At 60.2% G+C, this 12,290-nt stretch carries 8 protein-coding genes; 2 read left to right on the forward strand and 6 right to left on the reverse strand.

The genetic code is table 11. The annotated features are described in order from the left end of the window. Positions 1-4: 4 nt before the first annotated feature. The 3 genes from ABD112_RS10165 to ABD112_RS10175 all read right to left on the reverse strand — a co-directional run bounded on the left by ABD112_RS10165 (position 5) and on the right by ABD112_RS10175 (position 2,724). Positions 5-1,087: a 1-deoxy-D-xylulose-5-phosphate reductoisomerase gene (locus ABD112_RS10165; protein WP_343925538.1), complete on the reverse strand. Its 1,083-nt coding sequence runs from the start codon at positions 1,085-1,087 to the stop codon at positions 5-7. 50 nt (positions 1,088-1,137) lie between these two features. Continuing rightward, positions 1,138-2,121 (reverse strand): FKBP-type peptidyl-prolyl cis-trans isomerase, encoded by a 984-nt coding sequence (locus tag ABD112_RS10170; RefSeq protein WP_343925539.1) that lies wholly within the window; start codon positions 2,119-2,121, stop codon positions 1,138-1,140. A gap of 132 nt (positions 2,122-2,253) precedes the next feature. Continuing rightward, entirely contained in the window at positions 2,254-2,724 is a 471-nt protein-coding gene (locus ABD112_RS10175; RefSeq protein WP_343925541.1) for an OsmC family protein, read from the reverse strand. 164 nt (positions 2,725-2,888) lie between these two features. Here ABD112_RS10175 and ABD112_RS10180 point away from each other — a divergent pair, with 164 nt between their 5' ends. Beyond that, entirely contained in the window at positions 2,889-3,872 is a 984-nt protein-coding gene (locus ABD112_RS10180) for an asparaginase (RefSeq protein ID WP_343925543.1), read from the forward strand. A 24-nt stretch (positions 3,873-3,896) separates the two neighbouring features. Here the strand turns inward: ABD112_RS10180 and ABD112_RS10185 are convergent, their stop codons facing one another. After that, positions 3,897-5,102: an ABC transporter substrate-binding protein gene (locus ABD112_RS10185; protein WP_343925545.1), complete on the reverse strand. Its 1,206-nt coding sequence runs from the start codon at positions 5,100-5,102 to the stop codon at positions 3,897-3,899. A gap of 170 nt (positions 5,103-5,272) precedes the next feature. Here ABD112_RS10185 and ald point away from each other — a divergent pair, with 170 nt between their 5' ends. Then, positions 5,273-6,388, forward strand: a complete 1,116-nt coding sequence (gene ald, locus ABD112_RS10190) for an alanine dehydrogenase (RefSeq protein ID WP_343925547.1) — start codon at positions 5,273-5,275, stop codon at positions 6,386-6,388. Here ald and ABD112_RS10195 read toward each other — a convergent pair. Both ABD112_RS10195 and ABD112_RS10200 read right to left on the reverse strand, forming a co-directional pair. Beyond that, a complete protein-coding gene (locus ABD112_RS10195; protein ID WP_343925548.1) occupies positions 6,354-9,443 on the reverse strand; it encodes an FtsK/SpoIIIE domain-containing protein in 3,090 nt (1,029 codons plus the stop codon). The two genes, ald and ABD112_RS10195, sit on opposite strands and share 35 nt — an antisense overlap. A 133-nt stretch (positions 9,444-9,576) precedes the next feature. Continuing rightward, on the reverse strand, positions 9,577-12,252 hold the full coding sequence (locus ABD112_RS10200) for an FHA domain-containing protein (RefSeq protein WP_343925549.1): 2,676 nt from the start codon (positions 12,250-12,252) through the stop codon (positions 9,577-9,579). Positions 12,253-12,290 lie beyond the last annotated feature (38 nt).

The raw sequence follows: 12,290 nt of genomic DNA on the forward strand, positions 1-12,290 counted from the left end.
GTGCTCATCGACGCGTTGCGACGACCGAATCTGCTTCGCGGCGAGCCCACGACTCGGCGCCGTACAGCGCATCAAGGCTCAACTCCGTCGCCTCGTGAATCTGCACAACCTGCTCAACGACATCCAAAATGTCTAGGTAGCCGATGGCGCCAGCGTGAAATGCGAGCACCGCCTGTTCGTTAGCCGCGTTGAACACTGCGGGATAGGTGAGACCGGCAGCACCGACAGCTTTCGCCATTTCAACGGCCGGGAAAACTTTGCTGTCGAGAGGCTCAAAGTTCCACGTGCTCGCTGTAGTCCAGTCCAAAGGAGCGCCAACACCAGCAACGCGGTGAGGCCAATCCAGCGCGAGCGAAATTGGCAGGCGCATATCGGGTGGGCTGGCCTGAGCAATGGTGGATCCATCCACAAACTCGACCATGGAGTGCACAATCGACTGCGGATGCACGGTGACCGCGATGCTGTCGTACGGCACATCGAACAGTAAGTGCGCCTCAATGACCTCGAGGCCCTTGTTGACGAGCGTTGACGAGTTTGTCGTGACGGCGAGACCCATGTTCCACGTTGGATGCGCGAGAGCTTCTTGCGGAGTTACGTCACGCAGCGAGTCACGCGTGCGACCACGGAATGGACCACCGGATGCCGTTAGCACCAAGCGGCGCACCTCCGAGTGCTCCCCCGACCTCAGCGCCTGCGCAATCGCCGAATGCTCGGAATCCACGGGAACAATCTGCCCAGGCTTGGCTCGCGACATCACCAAATCGCCGCCAACGATCAGGCTCTCCTTGTTGGCCAACGCCAACACCGCACCAGATTCAAGCGCCGCGAGCGTCGGCCCAAGACCCACCGAACCGGTGATGCCGTTGACGACAACATCGGCCGCGACATCCCGAACCAGCTGGGCGGCCTGCTCAGCACCGAACGCGATGTGCTCGACGCCGAAACGCGCAGCCTGCGCTTCAACAAGGCCGCGATTCGACCCAGCGGCCAACCCCACTACCTCGAATTGATCACGGTTCGCGTCGATAACGTCGAGTGCCTGAGTGCCAATCGAGCCCGTCGAGCCGAGCAGAATTATCTTGCGCATTCCGCTACCTTAGCGAGCCTTCCTTGGCCAATGTCCGGAACGAACGCGTGCTAACCGATGCCGAGAATGTCGACGACAAAGACGAGCGTGTCAGTGCCACTGATACCTACATCTGGAGCACCTGCTTCACCATAGCCTTCGCTTGGTGGCAAAACGGCGATGATCTGCGAGCCAACCTTTTGGCCCTCGAGCGCAGTCTTGAACCCTGAAACTACCTGTCCGGTGTTGAAGTTTGACGGGGTACCTCGCGCCCAGCTCTCATCGAAAATTTCGCCAGTAGTCCAGTTCATCCCTACGTAGTGAACGGTGACATCCGAGTTCTCTTCTACGGTGGCGCCGTCGCCCTGCTTGAGCACGGCAACGCCAAGTTCAGCAGGAGGGTCGGTCGAGGGAATCGTGATCGTCGGGCGACCATCGTCGTCAAGCTCAACGGTGGGGAAACCATCGTCGGCGGGCTGGTCATCGCCATCAGCGCGAGGAAGCGCAGGATCGGCGGGCGCATCAACCGAGATGACATCAGCAACAAAAACGATGTCGTCGTCTGCCTCAACACCAAGCTCTAGGCGAGCACTTTCATCAGCGAATGACTCGTCGGGAGGAATCACGCCAACAACGCGCGAGCCTGCAGTCGAGCATTGAATGGTCTTGACGATGCCGACGAGGAACTGCTCAGCATCCACGGGAAGCGGAGCGATGCCCGCTTCGTCATACGACGTCGCGGAAAGTTCTTCGCCAGTGGCGCCACTGTACAAAGTGAAGTACACATTGGCGACGGCACCCTCAACAGCAACTTGGTCGCCGTCTCCCTTAATCGCAACCGAGCGCTCAGTCTCAGAAACGTCGGTCGGGAAGTTGATCTCGATTGTCGGCTTTGTGCCGAAGTCACCACTGGCGCTAACCGCTTCTGAAGCGGAGCCGGATGCGGTCGGTGCACAATCCGCCGACGGTTCAGCCGTTGTCGAATCGCCGGGGACACACGCGGCAAGCGATGCCACAACACCGAGGGTCAGGAAGAACGGAATCGCTTTACGCACAGGAACCTTTCACAGCAACAACAAGGAGCACCAATCCTCGCGCACTGTTGCTGTGTGTAGCGTGTGGAATCGCCGCCCGGTTCGCTATCGCCGAACAACTCTGAGCCACAACGCGTCGCTAGCCCTCAATTCTTAGTCCTCAATGATGATGCGTGGCTGGTGGAGCACCGGAAAGTTGACGGATGACGCGATGAAGCACTTCTGACTGGCTTCGGCGTGGGCATCCATTGCATCGTCAACGCTGCCGGCCGAGATCGTTACGACAGGCCGAAGGGTCACCGAGGTGAAATGCCCGCCACCGTTGTCGGTCTGTCTCATCGTGCCCGAGACTTCATCGTGGTAGGCGGTGACCACGATTCCCCGACTAACCGCGACATGCAGGTAGCTCAACATGTGGCACTGGCTGAGAGCCGCAATCAGCAGTTCCTCTGGGTTCCAGCGGTCGGCAGAACCGTGGAAGACGCGAGCACTTGAGCCATCGATACTGTGCTTTCCAACGGCGGTGATCTCATTGTGACGCGAGTACCCGCGGTATTCGCGCGTGCCCTCGCCCAGGTTGCCCGACCATTCGAGCCGCACTTCAAAATTGTGGTCGATATTCATCAGAATCTCCCTCGCAAGCATCCAGCCCAACGATAATGTCCGCAATACTTAGTCGCACTGCCGTGCACGACTCAACCGTAGCGTTCCCGTTGGGAAGTGACCGAGTCAACCGCGTTACTTCGCGCCATCACAGCCAAGAGCTGGAAGGCCACTAGCGTGGGATGGTGAATGTAGCCTCTTCGAGCCCAGCCAATGCCCTCACCGTCGATGACACGGTGCAACTCGCCGTGCTTGAGCGGTCGGGAATGATCGAATCCCGCCACCTCGGTGCCGCAGTAGTGCTCACCCCAGACGGCCGCGAACTGCGTCGACTCGGCAACCCCGCCGCGCTTATCTACCCTCGCTCCACTCTCAAGCCGATGCAAGCCATCACGGTGTTGCGCTCAGGAGTCACTCTCACTGAAGAACAACTCGTGCTTGCCAGTGCAAGCCACACCGGCAGCCAGCGCCACCAAGATGTCGCAGCATCAACCCTCGCCGCCTACGGGCTCAGCGTCGACGACCTGCGCTGCCCTCCTGACTGGCCAGCAGATTCGGATGCTCGACGCGCAGCCGAGGCTCCCACTCGGCTCGCGATGAATTGTTCAGGCAAACACGCGAGCTTTTTGGCGGCCTGTGTCGTCAATGGCTGGCCACTTGAGAGCTATCTTGAGCACGACCATCCGCTGCAATCTCGGATTCGCGAGACTGTTGTCGAGTTCACGGGCACAGAGTTGGCGCACGAAGGAACCGACGGATGTGGCGCGCCAGTTTTCGCGATGAGCCTTGTGTCGTTGGCTACCGCCATCCAGCGCGTGGTTACCGCCACCGTGGAAAATGATCCGCACTCCCACGCCCTCGTCAGCGCAATTAGGGCACATGCGTGGGGACTCGACATGCCTCAGGTCGCCGAAGCGATGGATGCGCTTGGCATTATCGCCAAGCGGGGCGCCGAAGGCGTTCTCATTGCGGCAGCCCCCGATGGCACTACTGTGACCCTTAAAATTCTTGACGGTTCGATCCGCCCACTCTTGCCAGTCGGCCTGTCATTACTGGCTGATGCTGGCGCAATTGATGCGGATGCTGCTGCCGCAGTGCTCGCCTCGACCACCGAAAAGGTCCTGGGTCGGGGCCTTCCGGTCGGCGAATTGCGCTTTCAACTCGCGTAGCATCCTGCTTCGTTGATCGGAGGTCTAGCCCTCGCCGGTGATGCGGCGGAACTCGGCGTTGAAGGCTTGGTCATCGGTTGTACTGAGCGTGCGGAAGCTGCTGGCACGCGACATCGCACTCGCATTCGGGAACGTGAACTGGTTTGTGGCTAGGTTCGGGTAGTTCTCGATTGCGTACTCGAGCGTGCCGTCAACAGGGCTCACGCACTGAATCCACTGCACAACTTTTGTCGCGTTCGCGGGGTCGTAGTAGAAGTTCATGAGCTTCTCAACGTTTTCCTTGTGCTGAGCGCCCGCGGGGATGACAAGCGAGTCCGTAAAGAACGTTCCCCGTGATCCAGGAAGCAAGAACTTGAACTTCTCGTAGCCCGCCTGCGCGTTGAGCACAGCGATATCTCCGGCACGAGCGAACCCGGCGATCGCTTCACCCGACTTGAACTTCTCGATGTAGTCGCTGCCCATGACGCCAAGAATGTGCTTTGAGGCAAGGTGTTTTTCGAGCACATCGCTCGCCTTCTTGAACTCGTCGATTCCCCAAATGTCTTTGGAGATGTCTACACCCTGGGCGAGCAACAGCATTCCCATTGTGTGTCGCATTTCGGCGAGCACAACCACTTTTCCTTTGAGGTCGTCGCGCCACAATTGCTCAACTGAGACGAGGCCCTTGGGATACTCCTCTGTGTTCCAAGCGAGACCTATGAATCCACTTTGCCAAGGCAACGAATAGTCGCGCTCGGGGTCGAAGCCTGGGTGTGCGAGCGTCTTATCGAGATTCACTTTATTAGGAATGTTCTCGGAGTCCAGCTTTTGGGCGTAACCAAACCTGATCAGGCGCGCGGCCATCCAGTCGCTAACAACGATCACGTCTGCGCCCGTGGGCTTCCCCAGAGATAGCTGGTCTTTCATCGTCAGATAGAACCCGACGTTGTCTTTGACAATGGCGCGGTACTCGACGCTAATGCCTGATTCTTTCTTGAATTCTTTGAGCGTCACGGAATGACCGCTGAGGTCCTCGTCGATGTACGACGGCCAACTTGCCCATACGAGCGAGCTGTCACTTTCAGATATGTCAATTGCACTCGAGCCGTCTGGTGCGGCACACGCTGCAAGGGCTAGCGCGGATACGCCAAGCCCTGCTCCCTGCATTAGCCGCCTGCGGCTGAGTTGAGATTGCTTCGCCTGCAGCACTAGCTGCTGGATCGTTGGATCCTGCGGAAGTGGTCTCGTCACGGTTTCTCCTTCGCCCCACCAATTACCCCGATGGTAGTGAGCGCAGTTTGCGTAGTTGTAGCCCCAGTTAGGAGGGGCTTTATGGGCGCGTGGTAATAATTCCACGTTTTGCTCTCAGATTCGCGCCATTATTGTGCCCAATTCGGGTACCGCGCAGTACGCTCTGGTTTATGAGGATTGCTGTTCCCGCCGAAGTAAAAAACAACGAGTTCCGTGTCGCGATCACCCCAGCAGGGGTGCACGACCTGGTCACACATGGACACGAGGTGCTCGTGCAGTCTGGCGCTGGCCTTGGCTCGTCTATTACCGATGAGCAATATGTCGAGGCGGGTGCGACACTTTCTCCGGATGCTGCGAGCACGTGGGCGGCAGCCGACGTCTTATTGAAGGTCAAGGAGCCGGTCGCTTCGGAGTATCAGTACTTCCGAGACGATCTTGTTCTTTTCACGTATTTGCACCTAGCTGCTGAAGAAGAGCTCACCCGCGCGCTTCTTGAGGCGAAGGTCACTGCGATCGCGTATGAGACTGTTCAGCTTCCTTCGCGTGCGTTGCCGCTGTTGGCTCCGATGAGTGAAGTTGCTGGCCGTTTGTCTGCGATTGTGGGAGCCAACGTCATGCTTAAGCCCAACGGTGGGCCGGGGATGCTGGTGCCGGGAGTTCCGGGAACCCACCCTGCGGAGATCGTCGTTCTCGGCGGGGGTGTCGCCGGCACGAGTGCTATTTCTGTCGCTGTAGGGCTCGGCGCGCAAGTGACTGTTCTTGACACCAACATTCAGCGCCTGCGGGAACTGGATGCTCTGTATGCGGGTCGCATCAAGACGATTGCATCAAACGGTTTCGAAATCGAACGTGCTCTATTGACCGCCGATTTGGTGATCGGTTCTGTTTTGATTCCTGGCGCAAAGGCTCCCAAGCTTGTGAGCAATGAGTTGGTATCACGCATGAAGCCTGGCAGCGTTCTGGTTGACATTGCGGTTGATCAGGGCGGCTGTTTTGCAGACTCCCGACCCACCACACATGCTGATCCCACCTTCGCGGTTCACGGTTCGGTGTTCTACTGCGTGGCAAATATGCCCGGCGCGGTACCTCACACCTCAACGTATGCTCTGACCAACGCGACCATGCCGTACGTGCGTGCAATTGCGAATTTGGGATGGCGTGCAGCGCTTTCTGCTGATCCTGCTTTGGCGCTGGGACTGAACACGTTCGGTGGCACCGCAGTGAATGCGAATGTTGCCCTAGCTCACGGTCTCACGCAGTCGCGTCTTGAGGATGCGCTGCGTTAGCTGGTGGCACCCGCACCCTGTCTGCTCCGTCTTCGGTGACTCTCCAGTAGTGGCCTAAGCCTGAAACAAGCGGGGGCGGCAGTTCGCGCGTGCGCGCGAGTTGACGGAAGTCGCTGACGTTACAGCCGTCGAGCAGAATAGTGGCGTGGGTTCTCAATAGAGCTAATGCGCCCCAGCGGGATTGCCATTCATCGATTGATGCGATGATCGCTATCGGGCGAGCAGCGTCGGCGATGAGCAGTTCGCGTTCGGAGCCCGGCGCGCCCTCGAGGGCTCGAACTTGCCAGCCTGCGGCTGTAAAAGCGGCTGCGGTTGCGGCGGGGCGGCTGCTGGCGATGGCGAGACTTTCGGAATGGCTAAGTATTTCGACTGCTGCAGGCCTCGGAAGAGGCGGGTAGGCGTCGCTTAACGCTATTTGCACTCGTGCGCCTTTCCACAGCCCACCTCCGGGCGGGAGCGCTGCGCTGAAGTCGGCGGAGACTCCACCAGAGAGCACGAACTCTTGTCTGCTGCCAAACCGAAGCCTCAGAGTGCATGGCATCAGCTGGGCGAGTGATTGCAGCGCTGGCGTGATGCGTTGAGCACTCGCGACTACCCAGATGTTGTGCGCTGGTCCTTCACGCAGTAGCCGTACTAGCCGGTCGAGCACTGCGGCACGGTAGTCGTCGTCGAACCGCGAGACGATCGCATCGAGGTCATCGACAAGCAACAGGGTTCGATGCGAGGAGCGCTCGCGCGATCCGGCATCGTCGAGTTGAGAGTGCAGTTCAGCAAGGGTGTCCCAGAATCCCGCGGGCTCGAGTCCCCCCGCTACTACGCGCAGGCCCGCCTCTGTGCCCGCGAGAGGCTGCGTAACGGCCCCTGTGGGGTGGATGGCCTTGCTGGCTGCGGATGTTTTTGCAGAGGCTGCAGCGGCGATCGTTGCGATCGCGACGCTCTTTCCGCTGCCGGGGGCACCCAAAATGAGCACGTTTCCGTCCCCCGATGGGGACCATTCGGCTAGGCCCTGCCTCTGTTCATCGGGTAGGTCTGTAAGCCCGAAGAAGACTGTGACACCGTCAGGCGTACTCGGCGTACCCCAAACGTTGCTCGTGTGTTGCTGGTTCAGTGCACTCTGCTCCTGGGCCGCGTCGCGTTGGGACTGCGCGATGCTGAGCTCCGCAACGGTGGCGAGTGGCACGTGTTCGGAGAGCGGCTCGCACCAGGGGCGACGAGGACTGTAGCTCGCGGGCCATCGTTCCGCGACGGCGAGTACGTCGCTGGGGGTGGCAAGCGCAAACTGCACTAACTCTGCAGAGGACGAGCCGTGGGCAACCCACGCGCGACCTTTTGCTCGTGAAGGAAGCTCGGCTGCGCGGTCGCTGCCGATCACCGCTGAACTGTCGGCACCGTTGTTGACGCGCAGCGAGATCCGCAAGTCGGCGTTTGCAAGCAGCGCATCTCGCACCACCCCGGAGGGTCGTTGGGTGCACAGGATGAGGTGCACCCCGAGAGAACGACCGCGGGCCGCAATGTCGCTAAATAGCGCGTGAAGCTGCGGATAGTCGGCCATCATTGCCGCAAACTCGTCGACGACGATCACTAGCCGCGGAACGGCATCGAGCTCAGAGATGTCTCGCGCGCTTGCCCGCGCGAGATCACGCTCTCGGTGCTGGAGTTCTGCTCGGAGGCTCGCAAACGCACGACTGGCTGCCGTCTCGTCGAGGTCGGTGATGATTCCGACAGTGTGCGGAAGTTGGGAAAGGTGAGCAAACGCTGAACCACCTTTGAAATCTACGAGAAGGAATGTGACGTCGTCGGGCGATGATTCTGCAGCCATTGCGAGCACCCACGAGATAAGCAGTTCGCTCTTGCCGCTTCCCGTGGTGCCACCAACGATCGCGTGCGGTCCGTGTGTCACGAGGTCGACCATAGTTCGACCATTCGCCCCCACAGCTGGTCTGCTCTCAAGCGAATGGGCGCGCTCGGCCACCGGCTCGGCAACTGGTCCAAGTTCGGCCAGAAGCTCGTGGAATTCGAGCGAATCTGGCACAGCACCATCAATAGTCGCCAAACCATCCCTGGAGGCGATTTGGTGAGCCGCGAGCGCCCACACTAAGGCTTGCTCTCGACCGAGGAATGACGGATCAAATTCGCGTCGCTGATGCTTGTCAGGATGACCGACAACGGCAACGGCGTAGCCACTGGCCCGAATGACAATCCGGTGGCCGCTAGGTGCCTGCTGTTCATTCGTGACGACGCTGATCGACACGCTCGGTGTATCGTCTCCCAGCTGCCCCCAGTGCACGCTAGCGTGCACGTGACCCGTGTTGGCCGCATCCGCACCACCATCTGAACGCAGTACGCGATGGGGAAGATGTGAACCCCACTGTTCTGCGCTGAATACTCCGCGCAGTCTCACCCAACTTGTCGTCGGAGCTAAAGTGCGAGCCAGCTGGATTGCCAGCGCTCGCGCCAACGAGAGCGCAATCAGCTCATTGCCAAAAATTGCGATACCCAGTCGAGCATTCACCGCGATGGGGGCACCCTGCAGAGTGGCGGCCTGATCGGTGAGCCGCTGGTAATGCCCGTCGACTGTTGAATCCACACGATCATGAGACCCGACCCGATCGATAACGAGGTTGCTGCGAACGCTGCCGTAGCCGAGGTGCACCGGCAGCACATCGCGGGGCTCGCGCATCCATCGGGATGAATCAGTGTGCGCGTCTCGCACCACAACGATTGCTGGTGGTGTGCGCTCAGCGAGGTCACCACTTTCGCGCCGGTGGTGCGCCTCAATTGCCGATTGTGTGGTTGAAACATCGTGCGAGAAGCGTGCGGTTTCGGCTCGCAGCTTCTTGCGTGCGGACACGCGCGAATCAATATAACTTCCTGTCGCGGCTAGCGGACCCAACACCGCAAAGATGAGAGCAAATACGGAACCTGTGATCAACCAGATCGCCAACGATGCAACGACGGGCACCGTTGCCGCGACGACCGGAAATCGAAACGGCGCGGCTGGCTGCGGCGCCATCGGCAGCATGATGCGTAGGTCGTTTGTGCGAGATTCGGTCACATGCCTACTCCACCAGCAGGCGGCATCCAGAGACCGGGTTCACCGTTGGCAGTGGAAAGTCTGCGTGTGCTGACCGCTGTGAGGGAGGGTTCGTGCTGACGCCTGCTCGCGACGAAGCCAACTAACGATGAAGCTAACTAACGATGAAGAACTGCTCGCCAATCTCGACGCGCGTGCCACGCATTACCCGGTAGCGTTTACCCGGCTCGCAGCGTTTGGGTTCCCCGCCGGGCTCCCGCACAACAGTTCCGTTGCCGGAGTATCGGTCGCTAATCCAGAACGCTCCCGCCATTTGGCCAAACTCAAGGTGAGTTTTGGATACGGATTTACTGGGGTCGGTAATCGGAACCGAAATGTCAAACTTCTCGGACGGCTCCGGAATCGGATTGCGCCCGACGAGTCCTGTGCCCGTCACAATCACACTGTCTCCCGTGCTGAACTGCAGCACAAAACGTGTTCCAGAGATGCTTCGTTCAACAATCCGGGTGTCTTCGATGTCCTCATCATCTGAAGCGAGAGACGCAAGCGGCGTGGGCGGCGCAATCGGCAGCTCGACTCGGTGCTGAGACATCGGAGGGGGCGCGAGAACTGAGAGATCTGGAATCGCTCCGGCCTCATTGCTAGTTGTTGTCGGCGCGTGCACATTACCGGCGACAGTCTGGTCGTTGCTCTCGACCGGGTACGGCACAGCACTGAGTCGCTCGAATGAACCGACCGTCCCGTCGCGATCCTCCGGCGCGGCCGAGGCCGGATCTGAGGCCTCGACGGAGTCGCTTGGAGCATCCGTAGTGGATGCCTCCGCTGCGGCCGAGCTCGAGGGCTCGGCTTCGGCTTCGGCTTCAGCTTCAGCTTCAGCTTCAGTCGAAGTCTCGCCAACAATCGCAGCTACATCGGCGTCATCCACACCGTCAATCGCCGCAGCGCTCTCTTGCTCGTCGTGCACATCCGGTTCAGGGCCCTGATCGAGCTCGACGGGTTTAGAGTGTGCCGGGTGCTCAGGGTGCGCGGCCGGCTTGGGCGTTGCTGCATCATCTTCCGGCACAGCAGAGGCTGCCTCGGGCGCTCGTTCTACGGCGTTGGCACGCGCGGTTGGTGTTCCCCACGGAAACGGGTCGAGTGCCGGCGCGCTGACCGTGCGGGCAGTCGGTCCAACTCCGTGTTTAACGAAGCCACACGATCCGCAGAAAATATCGGACTCGGAGAGCGACGCACCACACTGCGCACAGACTGCTTCAGTTGAGGCTGGCTCAGGGAAGGGTGCCCGCGGAGCTGCCTCGACACTTGCCGCAGCCTCAGTCGCGTTCGGTGCATCGATGTTTCCAGAGAGGGCGACGCGTGGTTGAGCACCGAAACTTTCGGATACGCGTGGGGTGGTTCCGCTCAGCGAAGCCACCTCGGACTCAGCGTCGCCCGCTGCCGTCGCAGGCGCGGGCTGGTCGCTCACACGCTCGGATGCCACTGGCGCGAATGCGGATGCCCTCAGCCTGTCGGCCGTAGTGAACACCGGCTCGTCACCGAGCGGACGCACTAACTTAACCGGAGAACGTTCTTGGACGGGAGTGACGGCTTCGGGCCGCCCGACCTTGCTCAGATCTGGCTCAAACGGGGAGCGCGGAAGGGGCGAGGGCTCGACCAGAGGCTCGGGCTCAACGGGTGCTTCAGGTTCCGGTTCCGGCTCGGGCTCGGGCTCGGCCTCGGCCTCGGGCTCGGCCTCAACTTCAGACTCTAGTTCGGATAGGTCCCCCGCATCGTCGTCTTGCGCAACAACGTCATCGGCCGGGTTTTCGGTTTCGATATGGGCGGCATCGCTGTATAGACCGCTAGGGCGCTCCGAAAAATCGTCGTCAGCACTCTCGGGTTCCCCGTCACCATCGCCCTCATCGTGAAGAGAGACTTCATCAGATTCGACGAATTCGCTGGCAGGAGCCTCATCATTCACGCGACCATCGCGATCGATATCTTCAACAACCTCGCCGTCGACCTCGGCCGGGTCTTCAGCTTCCGTCGCGGTCGCCGCGAAGTGCTCCGCGGAGTGCTCGGGGGCTGTTGGCTCATCCGCCGACACAGCGCCGGAATTGGGCCAGGCAATCTCCTGAGGTTTTGGCGCCGGAAGGTCGCGCCAACTTTCGTCTATCACCGGATCAACCTCTTGGCGCACTGTCTTTTCCAGAGCGGGCGCGTCAAAAGTAAGAGCTGCGGGGTCGGCCACTTCATCATAGGGACCGTCTTCGTCAAACGGCAAGACTTCGTCATACGGGCCCTCCTCGTCATACGGGGCAGTCTCGGAATCTGCGCCAGCGTTGCTGGGAAAATCGCCGACGTCGTGAGCCGCTAATTCGTCAGCACCCGCAGGATTCGATGACTCTGCTGATGCGGCTGGTTCTGATGACTCCGCAGGCTCAGCAGACTCCGCAGACTCCGCGATCGGGTCCGACGGACCGGTGTCGCGACCGGCGTGTGAAAGAACTAGCGGATCACCCTGTTGCAAAGCAGCCGGGGAGGACGCTGCGCGCGAAGGCTCAGAGCCGTCATGGGCGTCAGCGTCGACCTGCGTGCGGGGCGCTGCTGTCGCATCGGGAATGACATCAGTTGATGAGGTCAAAGTCGGGCTAGCTGCCCCGGCAGCTTGACTGCTGTCAACGGTCTGCGTGGTTTCAACAGCTTCATTAGTCTCGTTGCTTTCGGTCGCGAGACGGCGTCGCGCGCTCAATGAAGCCGCAATCTGAGCTTTCTTTTCAGCGCGTTTTGCACGCGCAGACTTCGACTTTTTGGGGGCTGCGTCAGCACTCCGGCGGGCGCGCCGGGACATCGCTGGCCGCCCACACTCGGCACAATAGACAGCATCGG

Origin of the sequence: Rhodoglobus aureus, from assembly GCF_039527955.1 — a bacterium.
Classification (GTDB): Bacteria; Actinomycetota; Actinomycetes; order Actinomycetales; family Microbacteriaceae; genus Rhodoglobus; species Rhodoglobus aureus.